At 46.0% G+C, this 19,536-nt stretch carries 17 protein-coding genes and 1 pseudogene; 7 read left to right on the top strand and 11 right to left on the bottom strand.

Annotated features, from left to right (window positions below):
• Positions 1–30 precede the first annotated feature (30 nt).
• The 3 genes from VCHENC03_RS06515 (at position 31) to VCHENC03_RS06505 (ending at position 3,251) form a co-directional block, all read left to right on the top strand.
• Complete coding sequence (locus VCHENC03_RS06515; RefSeq protein WP_005437583.1) at positions 31–1,245, top strand: pyridoxal phosphate-dependent aminotransferase; 1,215 nt, start codon at positions 31–33, stop codon at positions 1,243–1,245.
• Between the two features lie 83 nt (positions 1,246–1,328).
• On the top strand, positions 1,329–1,913 hold the full coding sequence (gene yfbR, locus VCHENC03_RS06510; RefSeq protein ID WP_009707166.1) for a 5'-deoxynucleotidase: 585 nt from the start codon (positions 1,329–1,331) through the stop codon (positions 1,911–1,913).
• Between the two features lie 3 nt (positions 1,914–1,916).
• Positions 1,917–3,251 (top strand): anti-phage deoxyguanosine triphosphatase, encoded by a 1,335-nt coding sequence (locus VCHENC03_RS06505; RefSeq protein WP_198158293.1) that lies wholly within the window; start codon positions 1,917–1,919, stop codon positions 3,249–3,251.
• Between the two features lie 20 nt (positions 3,252–3,271).
• On the opposite strand, the gene VCHENC03_RS06500 is transcribed toward VCHENC03_RS06505, so the two are convergent.
• Positions 3,272–3,889 carry a tRNA-uridine aminocarboxypropyltransferase gene (locus VCHENC03_RS06500; protein WP_009707168.1) on the bottom strand — a complete coding sequence of 206 codons (618 nt, stop codon included), beginning with the start codon at positions 3,887–3,889 and terminating at the stop codon, positions 3,272–3,274.
• 3 nt (positions 3,890–3,892) lie between these two features.
• Here VCHENC03_RS06500 and rrtA point away from each other — a divergent pair, with 3 nt between their 5' ends.
• The gene (gene rrtA, locus VCHENC03_RS06495) at positions 3,893–4,444 is read left to right on the top strand and encodes a rhombosortase (RefSeq protein WP_009707169.1); all 552 of its coding nucleotides are present in this window, start codon (positions 3,893–3,895) and stop codon (positions 4,442–4,444) included.
• A 122-nt stretch (positions 4,445–4,566) separates the two neighbouring features.
• Here the strand turns inward: rrtA and VCHENC03_RS06490 are convergent, their stop codons facing one another.
• The 8 genes and pseudogenes from VCHENC03_RS06490 to VCHENC03_RS28175 all read right to left on the bottom strand — a co-directional run bounded on the left by VCHENC03_RS06490 (position 4,567) and on the right by VCHENC03_RS28175 (position 13,909).
• On the bottom strand, positions 4,567–4,866 hold the full coding sequence (locus VCHENC03_RS06490) for a ComEA family DNA-binding protein (RefSeq protein ID WP_009707170.1): 300 nt from the start codon (positions 4,864–4,866) through the stop codon (positions 4,567–4,569).
• 146 nt (positions 4,867–5,012) lie between these two features.
• On the bottom strand, positions 5,013–6,872 hold the full coding sequence (ppiD, locus tag VCHENC03_RS06485) for a peptidylprolyl isomerase (RefSeq protein WP_009707171.1): 1,860 nt from the start codon (positions 6,870–6,872) through the stop codon (positions 5,013–5,015).
• Between the two features lie 215 nt (positions 6,873–7,087).
• Entirely contained in the window at positions 7,088–7,360 is a 273-nt protein-coding gene (locus VCHENC03_RS06480; protein WP_005430934.1) for an HU family DNA-binding protein, read from the bottom strand.
• Positions 7,361–7,551: 191 nt separating this feature from the next.
• On the bottom strand, positions 7,552–9,903 hold the full coding sequence (gene lon / locus VCHENC03_RS06475; RefSeq protein WP_005437599.1) for an endopeptidase La: 2,352 nt from the start codon (positions 9,901–9,903) through the stop codon (positions 7,552–7,554).
• A gap of 130 nt (positions 9,904–10,033) precedes the next feature.
• Positions 10,034–11,314 carry an ATP-dependent protease ATP-binding subunit ClpX gene (clpX, locus tag VCHENC03_RS06470; RefSeq protein ID WP_005430932.1) on the bottom strand — a complete coding sequence of 427 codons (1,281 nt, stop codon included), beginning with the start codon at positions 11,312–11,314 and terminating at the stop codon, positions 10,034–10,036.
• A gap of 71 nt (positions 11,315–11,385) precedes the next feature.
• Positions 11,386–12,012, bottom strand: coding sequence for an ATP-dependent Clp endopeptidase proteolytic subunit ClpP (gene clpP / locus VCHENC03_RS06465; RefSeq protein WP_005430931.1), 627 nt, complete (start codon positions 12,010–12,012; stop codon positions 11,386–11,388).
• A gap of 105 nt (positions 12,013–12,117) precedes the next feature.
• Positions 12,118–13,422, bottom strand: a complete 1,305-nt coding sequence (gene tig / locus VCHENC03_RS06460) for a trigger factor (RefSeq protein ID WP_005437602.1) — start codon at positions 13,420–13,422, stop codon at positions 12,118–12,120.
• 274 nt (positions 13,423–13,696) lie between these two features.
• Positions 13,697–13,909 (bottom strand): annotated as a pseudogene (locus VCHENC03_RS28175) (hypothetical protein).
• A gap of 41 nt (positions 13,910–13,950) precedes the next feature.
• On the opposite strand from VCHENC03_RS28175, the gene VCHENC03_RS06455 reads away from it, so the two are divergent.
• The 3 genes from VCHENC03_RS06455 (at position 13,951) to VCHENC03_RS28040 (ending at position 17,358) form a co-directional block, all read left to right on the top strand.
• Complete coding sequence (locus VCHENC03_RS06455; protein ID WP_009707172.1) at positions 13,951–15,756, top strand: sensor histidine kinase; 1,806 nt, start codon at positions 13,951–13,953, stop codon at positions 15,754–15,756.
• 4 nt (positions 15,757–15,760) lie between these two features.
• Positions 15,761–17,098, top strand: coding sequence for a sigma-54-dependent transcriptional regulator (locus VCHENC03_RS06450; protein WP_009707173.1), 1,338 nt, complete (start codon positions 15,761–15,763; stop codon positions 17,096–17,098).
• A 77-nt stretch (positions 17,099–17,175) separates the two neighbouring features.
• Positions 17,176–17,358 (top strand): hypothetical protein, encoded by a 183-nt coding sequence (locus VCHENC03_RS28040; protein ID WP_020196008.1) that lies wholly within the window; start codon positions 17,176–17,178, stop codon positions 17,356–17,358.
• Positions 17,359–17,415: 57 nt separating this feature from the next.
• On the opposite strand, the gene VCHENC03_RS06445 is transcribed toward VCHENC03_RS28040, so the two are convergent.
• Both VCHENC03_RS06445 and VCHENC03_RS06440 read right to left on the bottom strand, forming a co-directional pair.
• Positions 17,416–18,777, bottom strand: a complete 1,362-nt coding sequence (locus VCHENC03_RS06445; RefSeq protein WP_005437607.1) for a TRAP transporter large permease — start codon at positions 18,775–18,777, stop codon at positions 17,416–17,418.
• A gap of 3 nt (positions 18,778–18,780) precedes the next feature.
• Positions 18,781–19,452 carry a TRAP transporter small permease gene (locus tag VCHENC03_RS06440; RefSeq protein ID WP_009707174.1) on the bottom strand — a complete coding sequence of 224 codons (672 nt, stop codon included), beginning with the start codon at positions 19,450–19,452 and terminating at the stop codon, positions 18,781–18,783.
• Positions 19,453–19,536 lie beyond the last annotated feature (84 nt).

Here is a 19,536-nt window from a genome sequence, read left to right on the forward strand (position 1 = left end):
AGAAATTAACGATTTTTTAGGAATTATACAATGCAAAATATCGGGATGTCGTCAAAACTCGACAATGTCTGCTACGACATTAGGGGTCCTGTACTCAAACATGCTAAGCGCATGGAGGAAGAAGGGCATAAAATCCTAAAGCTAAACATTGGTAACCCCGCCCCATTTGGTTTTGACGCCCCTGATGAGATTTTAGTAGATGTAATCCGCAATCTACCAACTTCTCAAGGCTACTGTGATTCCAAAGGCATCTACTCTGCGCGTAAAGCCGTTGTACAACATTACCAACGTAAAGGCATCCGCTCACTCGATGTTGAAGATGTATACGTAGGTAACGGCGTTTCAGAGCTAATCGTGATGGCAATGCAAGCGCTACTGAACAACGGCGATGAAATGCTGATTCCGGCACCAGACTACCCATTGTGGACGGCATCTGTTGCTCTGTCTGGTGGTAAACCGGTGCATTACATCTGTGATGAAGGCGCAGACTGGTATCCTGATCTCGAAGACATCAAAAAGAAAATCACCCCAAAAACGCGTGGTATTGTTCTGATCAACCCGAACAACCCAACGGGTGCCGTATACAGTCGTGATTTTCTACTAGAAGTTATCGAGATTGCTCGTCAACACAACCTGATCATCTTCGCTGACGAAATCTACGACAAAGTGCTTTACGACGGAGCAACACACACCTCAGTCGCGACACTAACAGAAGATGTGCTAGTGATGACCTTCAACGGTTTATCAAAAGCATACCGTGTTTGTGGCTTCCGTGGCGGCTGGATGTTCCTAACCGGCCCTAAACATCTAGCGCAAGGTTACATCAACGGTCTTGAACTGCTTTCGTCAATGCGTTTATGTGCCAACGTACCGATGCAACACGCGATTCAAACCGCATTGGGTGGCTACCAAAGTATTAATGAGCTGATCTTGCCGGGTGGTCGTTTGCTTGAACAACGTAACCGTGCTTACGAGCTGATCAACCAGATCCCTGGGGTTTCTTGTGTGAAGCCGAAAGGCGCGATGTACTTGTTCCCGAAAATCGACACCAAGATGTACAACATTAAGAATGACCAGCAAATGGTGCTGGATTTCTTGAAGCAAGAAAAAGTGCTGCTCGTACAGGGTTCAGGCTTTAACTGGCCGAAACCGGATCACTTCCGTATCGTTACCCTGCCGCACGTAGAAGATCTTGAAACCGCGATTGGCCGCTTTGAGCGTTTCCTATCAACGTATAGCCAGTAGTAATTACTGCTGATCTCTCATATGCTTAGAGGAGCTCCTAGTGAGCTCCTTTTTTTGTATCAGAATCAAAATTGGAGACAGCAATGAAAGAAAGCCATTTTTTCGCCCACTTGGCACGAATGAAGCTAATCCAACGCTGGCCCTTAATGCGCTCAGTATCACCAGAAAACGTTTCTGAACACAGCTTGCAAGTCGCGTTTGTTGCTCATGCCCTTGCCCTAATCAAAAACAAAAAGTTTGGCGGTACACTGAATCCCGAACGCATTGCTATTCTTGCGATGTACCACGACTCCAGTGAAGTATTAACGGGTGACCTTCCAACCCCAGTTAAGTATTACAACCCAGAAATTTCTAAAGAATATAAAAAGATAGAAGCCGCAGCCGAGCAAAAACTACTATCCATGCTGCCAGAAGAATTCCAAGACGATTTTGCACCGTATCTGCTTTCGCACTCTGCACATGAAGAAGATGCCTTGATCGTTAAGCAAGCCGACTCCATCTGCGCGTACTTAAAATGTCTCGAAGAACTGAGCGCAGGTAACCACGAGTTTGCCTTGGCTAAAAAGCGGCTAGACATCACACTGCAAGAACGCAAAACACCAGAAATGGAATACTTCCTTCATACCTTTGCCCCAAGTTTTGAATTATCGCTGGATGAAATCAGTTAGTTGATGGAGAGAAAAGTGTCGTTTGAATTAGATGCCTTGTGGCAAGAACGCCATGATGATGAACATAAAATCCGCCGTGACGATCATCGTAGTCCTTACCAGCGAGATCGCGCTCGTATACTGCACTCTGCGGCATTTCGTCGCCTACAAGCGAAAACTCAAGTCCACGGCAACAGCTTAGAAGATTTCCACCGTACCCGTTTGACCCATTCCCTTGAAGCCGCACAACTGGGCACGGGCATTGTCGCTCAACTGAAAAAGAAACAACCAGAATTCCGAGATTTGCTGCCTTCAGACAGTTTGATTGATTCGCTCTGTTTGGCACACGATATCGGTCATCCGCCTTATGGTCACGGTGGCGAAGTCGCGCTGAACTACATGATGCGTGAACATGGCGGATTTGAAGGCAATGCCCAGACGTTTCGTATTGTCACCAAGCTAGAACCTTACACCGAACACTTTGGCATGAACTTGTCACGCCGCGCCTTACTCGGTTTGATTAAATACCCTGCTCTGCTGAGTCAAACAAGAGCGCTTTGCATGCCCGAGCCTGTCGAGCATCAACGCAAACTGAAAGCCAAAGACTGGAGCCCTGCAAAAGGCCTGTATGACTGTGATAAAGACTTGTTTGATTGGGTCATTGCACCACTAACGGACAATGACAAAGCTCTGTTGAGTCAAATGCGCTGTCGTCCAGAGTCAGATCTAGAACACTGTAAAACCCGCTTTAAATCGCTCGACTGTTCGATCATGGAACTTGCGGACGATATCGCTTACGGCGTGCATGATTTGGAAGATGCGATAGTGCTTGGCATGGTCACTCGCCAGCAATGGCAAGAAGGTGCAGCCAGTCAATTAGCAGATTGTGGTGACCCGTGGTTTGAAGAGCATATTGGTTCTATCGGACAAATGCTCTTTAGCGGCAAACATCACCAACGCAAAGATGCGATTGGTGGCATGGTCAATGCGCTGTTGACCAGTATTTCAATCAAAGTGGTGGTTGAACCGTTTAATAACCCGCTCTTAGCTTGGAATGCCTGTTTAGAGCCACACATGGCCAAAGCACTAGAAGTACTCAAACACTTCGTGAGCCAATATGTGATTCAAGTGCATCAAGTACAGATCGTAGAGTACAAAGGCCAGCAGATCATCATGGATTTGTTTGAAGCTCTAAGTGCGGACCCTGGGCGTCTGCTGCCACCGCACACTCGCTCACTATGGCAAGAAGCAAGCTGCGAAAGTGCAAAGATGCGCGTGATTGCAGATTACATCTCAGCAATGACCGATGGTCACGCACAAAAGCTACATCGTCAGCTGTTCTCTTCAATAGTCCTATAGAGAAGTACTCTATCGATTCGTTACTCTTCTTTCAGATAGTTCTTTTCAAATACGCCTGGAGGCATCTGGGCGATTTGAAATTCAATCATCTTCTCAAACGCCGTTAGCAAAGGCGTGAAATCTTTACCAGACTCCATCAGGCTCAGTGCATGAAAGCCGGCTTCCACTGTTGACAAGCTGTTGTTCGATGGAGCCTTACGAATGGTGTAATGCCCTTGCAGATCCTCTGGCAGTTTAACCGTTGGGATAGCATGCAAGTTGGTCGAAAGTTGCCACATTTTGTACGCTTTCTTCCAAGTACCATCGAGTAAAATCAAACGTATTTTCTTATCTGCCGTCGCTCCAACCGTCGCCAACTCTGAAAGGCACAACGATTGTTCTGAAGGGTAAAGAATGAAATGCTGGTAAGCGCTGTCCTCAAGCAACGTATTCAACGCTTCATTGTTAGAAAAGTCTTCTCCAATCAGACAAGTACAATGATTTAGGGTTAAATTGAGAATCCGTGCCGTACCAAGAGGACGATGTTCTTCACTCGTATGCTGAAGGATGATAAGTTCAACCTCGTTTGCTAGCGGAACAATCCATTGGCAAATACAAGCTTTGCGCGACTTTCCACACTGAGAACAATAACGAGACATAGAGTGAACCTTTATACATTGCTGAGCATCATCAGCGTTATCTGTTTAATACTGCAATTCGAACCAATGGCAAGCCTAACCGAATGGCACGCTTACAATATACGCCATGGCGAATGGTGGCGAATCGTAACAGGAAATCTGACGCATACCAACTTTGCTCACCTAGGGATGAATTTAGCGGGCTTATGGGTAATTGGATTCATCTTTCGCCCTTCGGTGCGTAACTTCTCTATCGCCTTTCTTGTCCTATGTACCTTCGTCGGTGCAATGAACTTATTCACCAACATGTCGGTTTACGTTGGATTGTCTGGAGTTCTACACGGATTGTTTGGTTTCTGGGCTCTGGCAGAGGTTTTCGACGGTAGAAGAAGCAGTTTAGTACTGGTAGGCGGTTTAATTGCAAAAGTCGCTTGGGAGCAGTTCTACGGCCCTTCAACAAGCACGGCGGCAATGATTGGTGCTCGAGTCGCTGTGGATGCTCACCTATTTGGTGCTATCGGGGGGATGGGCATGGCTTGGTTAGAGAAGCTAACGCATCGTCGTATATTCGGTTAATGCGCTTCAATCTGAGTGCGCACAAGCCTCGATAAAACAAAAAATCCCGAACCAGAAAAACGCTTTGGTTCGGGAAAGCAGTAATAGGAAATAGAACTTCGCTTTTCAAATCAAAGCGTGGATCAAAGTAAGATACGATCTTGGTTCTTTTTCACCGTCGCTTCACCAATGCCTTTCACTTTGCTTAAGTCCGCTGCGGTTTTAAATGGGCCATGTTCATTTCGGTACTCAACAATGTCTTGCGCTTTTTTCTTCCCAATACCATTCAATAGTGTCGCAATTTCTTCCGCAGTAGCCGTATTCACATTAACGGTGATTTCAATGCCTTCATATTTGGCCGCTTTTGTCGTTGCCGACTTGCCTTCTTCCGCCCAGCTCATTGGCGCCAATAGCAGCAAGCACAGTGTTAACATCCATTTCATTTGAGTGTTCTCCCCTAAATCGAATTATCAAAAACAAGGATCACTCTAGGAAAAGTGTTGCTGTCATAGAAGTTGGTTCAGACAAAAATAAAACGGGCCGCTAATGCGACCCGTTTTAGTTAACATGCAAATTACATCAGTAATGCTTAGTTGCTCACAACAAAGTATTCGATGTCAGTGTTTGCGCGCAGTACCGCGATTACTGAAGAAAGATCTAGCTGAGAAGAAGCACGTTGCATTTGTGTCGCCACTTGCTCTTCTAGAGCGCTGTCTAGCTCTGCGTGAACCGCGTCTAGTTCAACAACCACGATGTTACCTTCTAGGTCTTTAGATTGACCGTAAACAGGCTTACCATCGACTGGTTTCGCCATCGCAAATACTGTTGATGCTAGCGGAGAACGACGGTCTACAGACTCTTGTTCACCAAACGCTAGGTTGTTTTCAGCAAGAATGTCCTTGTTACCTTCTTTCAGAGCCGCAACAACTTTAGTACCTAGTTCGATTGCGCCTTGCTCACCTTTAACGCGAGATAGCTCAGCAACCACTTGGTCTTTCACTTCGTCTAGAGGAAGTACAGTCTCATCACGAGCATCTTCAACGCGAACAACGATGATGTGCTCTGGTGCAACTTCGATTGCTTCAGAGTTTAGGCCATCTTCTTTCACTTCAGGGCTTAGAATCGCTTGCATTACCGCTTGGTTCTTCAGCACTTCTGGAGCATCAGCTTGAGAGATGAAGTCTGTTGTCTTCACTTTTTGGCCAACAGCTTTAGATGCGTCATCTAGAGAATCAGGGAACTCAAACGCCACTTTTTCAAGTTCGTTTTGTAGTTCGTAGAATTGATCAACCGCTTTCTGGTCAATCATCTCTTGTTTGATTTCAGCCGCAACTTCTGAGTAAGGCTTAGCAACCGCACCTTTTAACTCTTCAAGCTTGATGATGTGGTAACCGAAGTCAGACTTCACTAGACCAGTCATATCGCCTGGATTCTTAAGAGCAAATGCCGCTTCTTCGAATGCTGGGTCCATTACATCGCGCTCAATCCAACCTAGGTCGCCGCCGTTTTCTGCGCTACCAAAGTCGTCTGATTTTTCTTTCGCTACTGTTGCGAAGTCAGCGCCTGCGTTTAGCTCGTCAAGAATCGCTTGTGCTTTCGCTTCGTCATCACCCTCAACAAGGATGTGCGCTACGCGACGTTGCTCTTCTGTAGAATACTTGTCTAGGTGCTCGTCGTAGTATTTCTTAACGTCTTCGTCAGAAACTTGAACTTGCTTCTTAAGCTCTTCAGCTGAAAGCTCAATGTATGCAACTTTAACTTGCTCAGGACGAGTGAACATGTCTGGGTTTGCTTTGTAGTAGTCTTGAATTTCTTCATCAGTCAAATCTACTTTCTTAGCAAACTCATTCAAATCGATAGTAATTGTGCGAACGTCACGAGTTTGAGTGAACAGTTTACCTTCTGCCTGAACTTCGCCAGGTAGCGTGAATTCACTTGTTTGCAGTGCGTTCAGCAGTTGCTCACGAACCAATTCACGGCGCATGTACTCTGCGAATGAGTCTGGAGAGAAGCCTGCGCGACGTAGAGACGCTTGGTAGATCTCTTGGTCGAATTTACCGTTAGATTGGAACTGAGGCATGTCTAGAATCATGCTGCGAACTTGTGCATCGCTAATGCGTAGACCTAGAGCTTCAGCTTGTTGGTCAAGTAGCACATCGTTGATCATGCGGTCTAGAACAGATTTGCGGAACGATTCAACGTATGCAGGGTCAGCCAGCATTTGAGAGAAGTAATCACCCAATTGAGCTTGCATGCGGTTACGCTCATTTTGGTATGCCATCTCAAACTCACCACGAGCAATCTCGGTGTTACCTACTTTCGCTGCTGAGTTGTTGTTGCCACCAACGATGTAGCTACCTACACCTGCAAATACGAAAGATAGGATGATAAGTCCAAGGATAATTTTGACCGCGATGCTGTTCACGCCTTCGCGTAGTCGATCCATCATAATTTAACTGCTCTCCACAATTGAAGCCGACTGCTTCTAATAGAAAATGTAATGTCGCGATAATATCAGAAAAAGAAATGCGCATCAGTAGGATGCGCATAATTTAAAAAAGTTCGGCTCTTAGTTTGTAAATTTTTGTTCAAATTTGACTATTTGAGCAAAAGTTATGCAATGGCCGTCAGCTGAACCAGCTCTTGTGTCAGTGACACAAAGAATTAGTTACAAGCGTCTTTTAGAGCTTTACCAGCTTTGAAAGAAGGTACTTTAGCTTCTGCGATTTGGATTTCTTCACCAGTTTTTGGGTTACGACCTGTGCGTGCTGCACGAGTACGTACGCTGAACGTACCGAAGCCAACAAGAGCAACTTGGTCACCAGACTGAAGCGTACCACTTACTGCTTCGATGAATGCGTCTAGAGCGCGACCAGCTGATGCTTTAGAGATGTCTGCGTTTTCTGCGATTTGTTCTACTAGTTGAGTTTTATTCACTGTGATTTCCCCTTTGTGTCATCTGTGATTATTTTTGTGATGACGTTCGTTCCATAATTAAGAAAATATGCTCCACCCCTTATTCTTCAAGGGCTGGAAGCTATCGAACTTAACTTAGCGTCCAAAAAAAACGCTGACAAGCCTTTTTAGGCCTATCAGCGTAAAGTTTTACTTATTTTTGCTGCACATCACTATTTTTGAGACTCAAACTCAACGCCTGTCGGGTCTCGCTCTAGTGCAACTTTAAGAACTTCGTCGATCCACTGTACTGGGATAACCTGCAGATCCGCGATAACATTTTCTGGAATCTCTTCCAAATCACGCTCGTTGTCCTTCGGAATCAGTACGGTTTTGATGCCACCACGGTGTGCCGCAAGTAACTTCTCTTTTAGACCGCCGATAGGTAGAACTTCACCACGTAGCGTAATCTCACCTGTCATACCCACTTCTGCTTTTACAGGGTTACCCGTCAAGCTAGAAACCAGTGCTGTACACATTGCGATACCCGCACTTGGGCCATCTTTTGGTGTCGCACCTTCAGGTACGTGTACGTGGATATCACGTTTCTCGTAGAAGTCTGAGTTGATACCCAGTTTCTCGGCACGTGAACGAACAACCGTCATTGCTGCTTGGATAGACTCTTTCATAACGTCGCCAAGAGAGCCGGTTTGCGTTAGCTTACCTTTACCCGGCATCGCTTCCGTTTCGATCGTAAGAAGGTCACCGCCCACTTGTGTCCAAGCTAGGCCAGTTACTTGACCGATACGGTTGCTGTCATCCGCTTTACCGAAATCATGACGTTGAACACCTAAGTATTCTTTTAGGTTTTCCATCGTAACTGTCACTGACTTCAAGCTCGTATCCAGCAGGATGTTTTTCACTGCTTTACGACAGATCTTAGAAATCTCACGCTCTAGGCTACGTACACCCGCTTCACGCGTGTAGTAACGAATGATACCGATGATTGCAGAATCTTCGATGGTAATTTCGTTTGGTTTCAGACCATTACGCTTAACTTGTTTATCAACAAGGTGACGTTTTGCGATGTTTAGTTTCTCATCTTCTGTGTAACCAGACAGACGAATCACTTCCATACGGTCTAGTAGAGGACCAGGAATATCCATCGAGTTAGACGTCGCAACGAACATAACGTCAGATAGATCGTAATCTACCTCTAGGTAATGGTCGTTAAACGCGTTGTTTTGTTCTGGGTCTAGAACCTCCAACAGCGCTGAGGATGGATCGCCACGCATGTCTGAAGACATCTTGTCGATTTCGTCCAGAAGGAACAGTGGGTTTTTAACGCCTACTTTCGACATCTTCTGAATAAGTTTGCCTGGTAGCGAACCAATGTATGTACGACGGTGACCGCGGATTTCAGCTTCATCACGTACACCACCCAGTGCCATACGCGTGTACTTACGACCCGTTGCCGCTGCAATAGAGCGACCTAGCGATGTTTTACCAACACCAGGAGGACCAACAAGACAAAGGATTGGACCTTTCAGTTTGTTGATACGGTTTTGTACCGCTAAGTACTCAAGAATACGTTCTTTTACGCGCTCTAGGCCGTAGTGGTCTTCGTTCAGAATTTCTTCTGCTTTCGCAAGGTTCTTCTTCACTTTAGAGCGCTTATTCCAAGGCACGCTTACCATCCAATCGATGTAGCTGCGTACCACTGTCGCTTCTGCAGACATTGGAGACATCATCTTAAGCTTTTGCAGCTCTTGTTCTGTCTTTTCACGCGCATCCTGAGGCATTTTAGATTCTTCAATCTTTTGCTTCAGTGTCTCGAATTCGTCAGGAGCATCTTCCATCTCGCCAAGTTCTTTCTGAATCGCTTTCATTTGCTCATTCAGGTAGTACTCGCGCTGAGATTTTTCCATCTGCTTCTTAACACGACCGCGGATGCGTTTCTCAACTTGAAGAAGATCGATCTCTGATTCCATCTGGCCCATTAGGAACTCTAGACGCTCAGTTACATCGATGATTTCAAGTACTTGTTGTTTGTCTACAAGCTTAAGAGGCATGTGCGCTGCAATGGTATCTGCTAGGCGCGCCGCTTCGTCAATACCGCTTAGCGAAGTGAGCACTTCTGGCGGGATCTTTTTGTTTAGCTTGATGAAGCCTTCAAATTGGTTGATAGCGCTGCGAACAATCACTTCTTGCTCACGCTCTTCAAGTTCAGGCGTTACCACAAATTCCGCCTCAGCAAGGAAGAATTCGCTTTCTTTAAAGTGGTTGATCTTCGCGCGTTGCTGACCTTCAACCAGCACTTTAACCGTGCCGTCAGGTAGCTTAAGAAGTTGGAGGATGGTTGCAACCGTACCTACTTCAAATAGGTCGTCAACCGTCGGCTCATCAGTGTCCGCTTGCTTTTGTGCCACAAGCAGAACTTGTTTGTTTGTTTCCATCGCTGTTTCTAGACAGCTAATCGATTTTTCACGACCAACAAACAATGGAATAACCATGTGTGGGTAGACCACTACGTCACGTAGAGGTAATACCGGGATCTCGATACGCTCGGAACGTTCCAAGTTCATATAATTCTCTCTTCCGCTTTCACGTTTAACGTATTACTTAAGGCAGTATATGGGGTCTAATTATTTGGATTCAATAAGAGAAATAAAAAAAGGAGGTAATTACTTACCTCCTTTCTATTCATGGCTGAATTTATTCTGCTCCAGCGGCCTGATTGTCGGCGTTGCTGTAAATGAGCAATGGTTCTGATTCACCGTTAATCACTGATTCATCAATCACGACTTTACTTACGTCCGTCGCTGATGGCAGTTCATACATGGTTTCTAGTAGAACGCTTTCTAAGATTGAACGTAGACCACGAGCACCCGTTTTACGCTCCATTGCTTTCTTAGCGATAGCACGTAGCGCGTCTTCACGGAACTCAAGTTCAGCGTCTTCTAGTTCGAACAATGCTGCGTATTGCTTGGTCAGTGCGTTCTTCGGTTCACATAGGATCTGAATTAGCGCTTCTTCATCAAGCTCTGTCAGTGTTGTTGTTACTGGTAGACGACCGATAAACTCAGGGATCAGGCCGTATTTCACTAGGTCTTCAGGCTCTACCTGAGTAAATAGTTCACCGACTGTTTTGGTTTCGTTCTTAGAGCGCACTTCTGCGCCAAAACCAATACCTGTGCCTGTCGCTACACGCTGTTCAATCACTTTATCTAGGCCAGCAAATGCACCACCACAGATGAACAGGATCTTAGACGTGTCCACTTGTAGGAATTCTTGCTGTGGATGCTTACGACCACCTTGTGGTGGAACCGATGCAACCGTACCTTCGATAAGTTTTAGTAGCGCCTGCTGAACACCTTCACCAGATACGTCACGCGTAATAGATGGGTTTTCAGCTTTACGAGAAATTTTGTCAATTTCGTCAATGTATACAATGCCGCGTTCAGCCTTCGCTACATCGTAATCACATTTTTGCAGAAGCTTCTGGATGATGTTTTCAACGTCTTCACCTACGTAACCAGCTTCGGTTAGTGTGGTAGCGTCGGCCATTGTAAATGGCACATCCAAGAATCGAGCTAGCGTCTCAGCAAGCAGAGTTTTACCACTACCCGTTGGACCAATTAGAAGGATGTTACTCTTACCAAGCTCCACACCTTCGCTCGTTGTATCACCATTGCGTAAACGCTTGTAGTGGTTATATACCGCAACTGCGAGCACTTTTTTCGCGTAATCTTGTCCGATCACATAGTCATCAAGGTGTTCACGGATCTGTTTTGGCGTTGGTAACGCTTCAGATTCTTTCTTAGGGAGAACATCCTTGATTTCTTCGCGAATGATATCGTTACATAAGTCGACACACTCGTCGCAAATGTAAACTGACGGACCTGCGATTAGCTTGCGAACTTCGTGCTGACTTTTGCCACAGAAAGAGCAGTACAGCAATTTGCCGCTGCCGCTTTCTTTGCTTTTATCTGTCATTCGCTAACCTCTTAGCCTTTACTCTTTATGAATGAGTGTATATCAAATTTAGCCAAAATGCGCTGGCTAAATTACTCGCCGCGGTGGCTCAACACTGCATCCACAATACCGTATTCTACAGCCTGATCTGCCGACATGAAGTTATCACGATCAGTATCGCGTTCAATCACTTCAAGAGGCTGGCCTGTATGCTCTGCCAATAGGTTGTTTAGCTTCTGCTTGATGGTCAGGATTTCCTGAGCATGGATTTGGATATCAGAAGCCTGACCTTGGAAGCCACCTAGTGGTTGGTGGATCATCACACGTGAGTTAGGCAGAACGTAACGCTTACCCGGCGCACCACCTGCAAGCAGGAACGCACCCATTGAGCAAGCTTGACCCATACATACTGTGCTCACATTTGGTTTGATGAACTGCATGGTGTCGTAAATAGACATACCTGCTGTTACGCTGCCGCCTGGTGAGTTGATGTATAGGAAAATATCTTTATCTGGATTTTCAGATTCTAGGAAAAGTAGCTGAGCCACGACAAGGTTTGCCATGTGGTCTTCCACTTGACCGGTTAAAAAGATCACGCGCTCTTTAAGCAAGCGTGAGTAAATGTCGTAAGAGCGTTCGCCGCGGGAAGTTTGTTCAACCACCATTGGCACTAGCGCGTCAATAATTGGCGACATTGCATTTTTTTCTTGGTAGCTCATATTCTTATGTCCCTAAAATAAATGGCCCGGATGATGTGTATCATACGGACCATTGTTAGCAGAATAGTCGACGTTAAGTCAACCTTCTACGCAAGATATTGCTTATTAAGCAGCAGGTTGTTGGTTAAGTAGCTCGTTGAAGCTTACTTCTTTCTCAGTAACCTGTGCTTTAGCGATGATCGCGTCGATTGCTTGCTCTTCTAGAGCAACGTTACGCATGTTGTTCATCATTTGCTCGTTTTGCTCGTAGTAAGCAATAACTTCTGATGGATCTTCGTAAGCTGTTGCCATCTCTTCGATTAGCGCTTTCACTTTCTCGTCGTCAGCTTTTAGCTCTTCAGACTTGATTACTTCACCTAGAAGAAGACCAACTACAACGCGACGTTTAGCTTGCTCTTCGAACAGTTCACGTGGAAGCTGTGCAGCTGCTTCTGGGTTGCCACCGAAGCGTTGAGAAGCTTGTTGACGAAGAACTTGGATTTCTTGGTCGATAAGTGCAGCTGGTACGTCGATTTCGTTTTGCTCAACTAGACCGTCGATAGCTTGCTCTTTGATGCGGTTCTTAACAGCTTGCTTAAGTTCGCGCTCCATGTTCTTACGAACTTCAGCTTTAAGTGCTTCAACGCCACCTTCAGCAACACCGAACTTAGAAACGAACTCGTCGTTTAGTTCAGGTAGTTCACGAGCTTCAACTTTGTTCACTTTGATTGCGAACTTAGCTGCTTTACCTTTTAGGTTTTCAGCGTGGTAATCTTCTGGGAAGTTTACGTCGATTTCGAATTCCATACCTTTAGTTTTACCTTCGATACCGTCTTCGAAACCTGGGATCATGCGACCTGCGCCCATTTCTAGTGGGAAGTTCTCAGCTTTACCGCCTTCGAACTCTTCACCGTCGATAGAACCAACGAAGTCGATGCTTACGCGCTTACCAGCTTCTGCAGCTTCTTCAACTTCTGCCCAAGTAGCTTGTTGCTTACGTAGAGTTTCGATCATCTCTTCTACGTCTGCATCGTTAACTTCTGTTGTTGGTTTTTCAACAGTGATGCTTTCTAGGCCTTTTAGTTCTACTTCTGGGTAAACTTCGAAAGTTGCAGTGAATACTAGATCTGCGCCTTCGTTGTTTTCAACTGGAGCGAAAGTTGGTGCGCCAGCTGGGTTGATTTTCTCTTTTACGATCGCTTCGATGAAGTGACGTTGCATAACTTCACCAAGAACGTCTTGACGTACTGCTTTGCCGTACATCTTAGCAACCATTTTTAGAGGCACTTTACCCTTACGGAAACCATCGAAACGACGGTTTTTAGCGATGTTGCGTAGTTCAGCTGTTACAGCGTCTTCGATGTTTGCAGCTGGAACAGTAATGTTTAGACGGCGCTCTAGGCCTTCTAGCGTTTCAACAGTAACTTGCATTATATATAAACCTCTAAAGTGGCCCGGTCTTCCCGAGCGTATGAGCGAGACTCTTTGAGTTCACGCTTCATCCTTGTGTAGTGTCCTGTCCGAACACCTAATTTAAAATCGAGTATCGATGCTGAATCTCAACACCGGACTAATCAGTGATATCTTCGGCGTCATCACCAAAGGTATCTCCTATTAGCCTCAGGACAGAATTTTTAGACGCGACATTCTAGCGATCTGTCGCAACCCTGTCGAGCCAATAGCCACTATGTGGACATTGTCTGCGCTAAATTCTCGAATACCGACTCAAAAAATAGCGAAAAATGCGATTTGAATACCGCTTCAACGCTGCCAGCATATCTAGAATGGGGACAATAGCGACTTTTTCAAGAGAATCGACAGCTTTTTTTATTGAAAAGCCTAAAAAGAGATCTTGCTCTTGTTTTACTCCACAGAGTTGGAAACTAAATCCCTATTCATTCCTACAAACCATTAACATTTTCTTATGTGGTAAAAGGGAAGGTAGCAAGGAGCGTAAGGATGTCGCAAAGAAACCGTATTCTACTGATTTTTTTCGCCTTCTATTTCCTTTGCGCGTTCGCCGGCGGACATTGGGTTTGGAATGCCAGCTACCAGTCCTTGCTCGATAAACACCAATCCCAATTAGAACGTTTTTCTAGCCACATTCAAAACAAGTTAGACAAGTACGCCCACATCCCTCACCTACTTTCAAAAGACGAACCTTTGGTTGAAGCGCTGCTCAATCCGAACAACAGTGCACAGCTAGAAATCACTAATCGGTACTTAGAGTCCGTCAATGATGTTATTGCTGCAGCGGACACTTATTTGATCGACAAATGGGGCACAACAATCGCAGCAAGTAACTGGCGTAAAGAGCGTTCGTTTATTGGCCGCAACTTCGCTTTCCGCCCTTACTTCAAACAGGCGATTATTGGTCAGCGAGCGGAATACTATGCACTGGGTTCTACCTCAGGAAAGCGAGGCTATTACTATTCCTATCCTCTTGTGTATGCAGGAGGCGTTTTAGGCGTCGTTGTAGTCAAAATGGATTTGAGCAAGATAGAAGACAATTGGCAGCAGCCGAAAAGCATCTTTGTTGCGAGTGATCCAAACGGCATTATTTTTATGAGCAGTCGTAGTGATTGGCTATTCAAAAGCTTACAGCCACTCGACGAACCAAAAGCTGCTGAAGTTTGGGCAAGTCGCCAATATTTAGATACGACGATTGAATCTTTGGGTTTTGTTGGCGATATGGGGTTAACCCACACAGAGGCGAAGCAAGGCTACCCTTACAACAAAGGAACCTTGGTGATCTCTTCTCTTCCTTTGAAAGAGCTCAAACTCACGATTCGAGTATTGTCTCCAAAGCAGTCCGTGGTTTGGATAACGATGGGTTATTTGCTCGTCTTGACGCTTGTCTTCACTGTATTGTTTTTGGTTGGTCAACTTATCTATCACCGTCAACAACGTCACCTTCAACTTGAACGCATTCAACAAGAAGCCAATCAAAAGCTGGAATACCAAGTGATGGCAAGAACGGCCGAGTTACAAGCAGAGATTGCTCAACGGATTGAAACCGAACAAACCCTTCGCCTAACTCAAGATGAATTGGTGCAAGCAGCGAAACTGGCGGTTTTAGGGCAAATGTCAGCCAGCATCAGCCATGAGCTCAACAACCCATTAGCAGCCATTCGCAGTTTTGCTGAGAACGGCAAATTGTTCCTAGAAAAAGAAAAGTTCGAACGTGTCGAGGACAACCTCACTCGCATCTCTGCCCTTACCGACCGGATGGCGAACATCAGTCAGCAGTTGCGCTCATTCGCGAAGAAAACCAGTGGCAATGAATTGGTACACACTCACCTATTGCCGGTTATCGCTTCAGTAAAAGAGTTGATGAAGCCAGCACTGAAATCAGCTCGCGTAAGCTTGGATACGAATTTGCTACATCAGGATGTAGAGGTGCAGATCAATACCATCCAGTTAGAACAAGTGTTAGTAAACTTGCTCACCAATGCGATAGAGGCACTTAAGGAGCATGACGACAAACAAGTTGTGCTCTCTGTAGAGCAAGACAGCGAGGCCAAACTCGTCTGGATTCATGTGGATGACAACGGCACAGGGCTTGGCGCTTTTACCCTTTCAGAGCTGTGTGAACCTTTCCTCACCAACAAACAAAACGGCTTGGGGTTGGGGCTATCTATCTCACAACAAATCTTAGCCGGAATGAACGGCAAATTAAGCGCTCAGAATCGAGAACAAGGCGGTGCTCGATTCTCACTCTGCTTACCTATTGTTTCACCAATCGCCGCACAACCAGAAGGATGAGACCATGTGTCAGGTGTTTTTTATTGACGACGAAGCCGATCTCAGACTCGCCATCGAGCAAACCTTTGAACTGGCGGACATCGATGCCAAGTTTTTTGCGGATGCAGAATCGGCTTTGATTGCCATGCAGCAAGGCGAAGAAGTTGGCGTCGTGGTCACCGATATCTGTTTGCCGGGCATTTCTGGTATGGATTTGCTGACCACACTCAGTCAGCGCGATTCACACCTACCCGTCATCATGATCACCGGACATGGTGATATTTCTATGGCAGTGCAAGCCCTCCATCAAGGCGCTTACGACTTTATTGAGAAACCTTTTGCGCCAGAACATTTGGTAGAAACCGTTAAGCGGGCAATCGAGAAACGCAAACTCACCAATGAAAATGAAAAACTGCGCCAATCACTCAAAGCCAGTAAAACCCTTGGTCCGCGAATCATTGGCGAAACCGCGAGTATACAAATGCTGCGTGAAACTATCACTCACATTGCCGATACCGATGCGGATATCTTGCTGTTTGGAGAAACGGGCACAGGTAAAGAGCTGATTGCCCGTTCATTGCATGAGCAAAGCGCTCGTCGCAACCATAACTTTGTCGCCGTAAACTGCGGCGCCGTGCCGGAAAACCTGATTGAGAGCGAGTTGTACGGGCACGAGAAAGGCGCGTTTACTGGAGCGGAAAGTCGTCGAATTGGTAAGTTTGAATTTGCTCAGGGCGGCACACTGTTTTTGGATGAAATCGAATCTATGCCGATTCAGGCACAAATCCGTTTGCTACGGGTGCTTCAAGAAAGAGTGATTGAGCGTGTCGGCTCTAACGAATTGCTGCCGTTGGATATTCGCGTCATTGCCGCAACCAAGGTCGACTTAAAACAAGCCGCAGAGGAAGGTGCATTTCGTCAGGATCTCTATTATCGCCTTAATGTGGTCACTCTCGATCTACCACCAATGCGCCAGCGCAAAGAGGACATTCCTGCGCTGTTCCATCACTTTTTATTGGTTGCCGCATCTCGTTACGGCAAAACCTCTCCTAGCCTCTCCTCACAAGATTTGGCTCAATTAATGGCGCATGATTGGCCGGGTAATGTGCGCGAACTACGAAATGCGGCTGAACGATTTGTCCTACTCGGTAAACTAATCCAATTGGGAGATACCGCCTCGACCTCACCACCTTCATCTAGCCTTGCTGAACAAGTGGCAGAATTTGAAAAAGCCGCGATAGAAAGTGCATTACTAGAGAACAGCGGCAGTATCAAACAAACCATGGAACAATTGAATGTGCCTCGAAAAACCCTGTATGACAAAATGCAACGCTATCAGATAGATAAGGATCTATATAAATAAAACGCCGTTTACGGTTTGTCGTTATATCCAACTTGAATCATACTTTTTGTAACAACGGATTGATGGTTCATACGGATATGACAGAGAAAATTAGAATCCCCGTTATCACCGATACCGTGATGATCGATGGGCATTATCAAGAAGAGAGGCGTTCGGGAGAAGACCGGCGTAAGAACAAAAAGAAGTGGCATGGTTACGAGCGTAGAGTAAAGCCTGACCCGCGCAGACCTACCTACAAATCAATAGACGAAGAGGTGTGACTAATCACACCTCTTTTGGTTTTCACCAACAGCGAATTAGGTTTACTTTCTATGTCGCTACTTAGTGATGATTTCTGGTCCCATCAACGTCGTTGGTAACCAAGTGGAGACCCAAGGCACGTACGTTACGATAATGAGGAAGAGGAACATCACCGCTACCCATGGTAGAGCCGCTTTCACCACATTCATCATCGACATCTTCGCTACCCCAGCAGTCACAAATAAGTTGAGCCCTACAGGTGGCGTTATCATGCCTATCTCCATGTTCACCACCATCATGATGCCAAGGTGGATCGGGTCAATACCCAGTGCAATCGCGATTGGGAACACCAACGGCGCGACGATGATGAGCAAGCCAGATGGCTCCATGAACTGACCGCCAATCAGCAGCAAGACGTTAACCACAATTAAGAAGGTAATCGGCCCAAGACCTGCTGACAGCATAGATTCGGTGATCATTTGCGGGATGCGTTCTTCGGTAAGCACGTGCTTAAGAATCAAGGCATTAGCAATGATGAACAACAGCATGATGGTCAGTTTGCCTGCTTCATAAAGCGTATGCTTGGTATCTTTATGAACAAACGTTTGGAAGATTTTAACCAATGCAGGTTTGGTATTCTGCTTGTCGGCAAAAGGTCCCATGTCTTTGTAAACAAAGTTAGCAATGAAGAATGAATACACCGCCGCCACTGCCGCCGCTTCTGTTGGCGTAAAGATACCGCCGTAGATACCACCAAGGATGATCACCACCAGCAATAAACCCCAACTTGCGTCTTTGGCGGCATCGAAGGTTTCTTTCCAACCAACAAAAGGTTGTTTTGGCAGGTTCTTGATTCTCGCGGCAATGTAAATCGCGATCATCAACATCACACCCGCCAGCAAGCCCGGAATGACGCCACCAAGGAACATACGTCCAACCGACACATCCGTTGCGGCGGCATACACTACCATCACGATCGAAGGTGGGATCAAAATGCCCAGCGTACCCGCATTACAGATAACACCCGCTGCAAACTCTTTCGAGTAACCATTCTTGATCATACCAGCGATAACGATGCTACCAATCGCCACTACGGTTGCAGGGGATGACCCCGATAGCGCAGCAAACATCATACATGCCACGACCGATGCCATGGCTAAACCGCCGCGGAACCAGCCGACAATAGCAATTGCAAAGCGGATAATGCGCTTGGCAACACCGCCGGTAGACATAAAGCTTGAGGCCAAAATAAAGAAAGGAATCGCTAACAAAGTGTAGTGGCCAGCAAACGCGTTAAACAGTGTTTGGGCAACGGAAGCCAAAGACGCATCCGAGTGCATTAGTAAGAAAAGAATACTGGAAAGACCCAGCGAGACAGCAATTGGCACACCGATCAGCATGAAGCCAATCACCATCAAGAATAAAAACAGAATATCCATGATTTATTGCTCCTTGCGATCTGATGATGAAGAACCATTCGGAATCGCGTCTGCGGCTTCACTGAGTTCTTCTTTTAACGCTTCTAACTCTTCCTCTGCTTCATGGCCTGCAATCAAGCGATCCAATTTGCCTGTTGCGATCTGCCAAGTGATTTGCACAAAACGGAAAGTGAGTAGCGCCATACCAAGGGGCAAAGCAAAGTAAGGAATAAAGCGAGGCAGCTTCTCATAGCGCTCACCTTCATTGAGCCAATCAGCGAGAAACTGAAACATCTCAGGCATCGGAATATCATCGGTCTCATACCACGCTCGCTCGGTGACAAACGGATACCAATAGTTCCAAGAACCAACTAAAAGCAGAATAGAAAACGCTAGGCAACCAGCGGCTGCGAGCAGTGCGAGGATTTTTCGTTTCGGCTCAGACACCATATTGATAATGACATCGACACCGATGTGAAAATGCTTCTTCACACCATAAGATGCGCCGACCAACACCATCCATGCGAACATGAACACCGTCAGTTCCAGTGCCCAAAGAATATTGTCGTTGAAGACATAGCGAAAAATCACATTGGCAAACGTCAGCAACGTCATCGCGCCAAGAAAGAACGCAATCAACGTTTCTTCAATGGCGTCGGTGATTCGCCCAACCTTGGCAAAAAAAGTCTGTTCCATAATTACATCACGTCATTATTGGGAGAAAAGGGCCCTCTTCCCCATGAATGAGTACACGAGCGCCAATCGTAGTGCTTTGTATTT

The organism is Vibrio sp. HENC-03 (genome assembly GCF_000305755.2).
Classification (GTDB): Bacteria; Pseudomonadota; Gammaproteobacteria; order Enterobacterales; family Vibrionaceae; genus Vibrio; species Vibrio owensii.

Excerpts from the sequence above, each read along its gene's own strand:
- VCHENC03_RS06515 (WP_005437583.1), top strand. The coding sequence starts at position 31 with ATGCAAAATATCGGGATGTCGTCAAAACTCGACAATGTCTGCTACGAC.
- yfbR (WP_009707166.1), top strand. The coding sequence starts at position 1,329 with ATGAAAGAAAGCCATTTTTTCGCCCACTTGGCACGAATGAAGCTAATC.
- VCHENC03_RS06505 (WP_198158293.1), top strand. The coding sequence starts at position 1,917 with ATGGAGAGAAAAGTGTCGTTTGAATTAGATGCCTTGTGGCAAGAACGC.
- VCHENC03_RS06500 (WP_009707168.1), bottom strand. The coding sequence starts at position 3,889 with ATGTCTCGTTATTGTTCTCAGTGTGGAAAGTCGCGCAAAGCTTGTATT.
- VCHENC03_RS06490 (WP_009707170.1), bottom strand. The coding sequence starts at position 4,866 with ATGAAATGGATGTTAACACTGTGCTTGCTGCTATTGGCGCCAATGAGC.
- ppiD (WP_009707171.1), bottom strand. The coding sequence starts at position 6,872 with ATGATGGATCGACTACGCGAAGGCGTGAACAGCATCGCGGTCAAAATT.
- lon (WP_005437599.1), bottom strand. The coding sequence starts at position 9,903 with ATGAACTTGGAACGTTCCGAGCGTATCGAGATCCCGGTATTACCTCTA.
- clpX (WP_005430932.1), bottom strand. The coding sequence starts at position 11,314 with ATGACAGATAAAAGCAAAGAAAGCGGCAGCGGCAAATTGCTGTACTGC.
- clpP (WP_005430931.1), bottom strand. The coding sequence starts at position 12,012 with ATGAGCTACCAAGAAAAAAATGCAATGTCGCCAATTATTGACGCGCTA.
- tig (WP_005437602.1), bottom strand. The coding sequence starts at position 13,422 with ATGCAAGTTACTGTTGAAACGCTAGAAGGCCTAGAGCGCCGTCTAAAC.
- VCHENC03_RS06455 (WP_009707172.1), top strand. The coding sequence starts at position 13,951 with ATGTCGCAAAGAAACCGTATTCTACTGATTTTTTTCGCCTTCTATTTC.
- VCHENC03_RS06450 (WP_009707173.1), top strand. The coding sequence starts at position 15,761 with ATGTGTCAGGTGTTTTTTATTGACGACGAAGCCGATCTCAGACTCGCC.
- VCHENC03_RS28040 (WP_020196008.1), top strand. The coding sequence starts at position 17,176 with ATGACAGAGAAAATTAGAATCCCCGTTATCACCGATACCGTGATGATC.
- VCHENC03_RS06445 (WP_005437607.1), bottom strand. The coding sequence starts at position 18,777 with ATGGATATTCTGTTTTTATTCTTGATGGTGATTGGCTTCATGCTGATC.
- VCHENC03_RS06440 (WP_009707174.1), bottom strand. The coding sequence starts at position 19,452 with ATGGAACAGACTTTTTTTGCCAAGGTTGGGCGAATCACCGACGCCATT.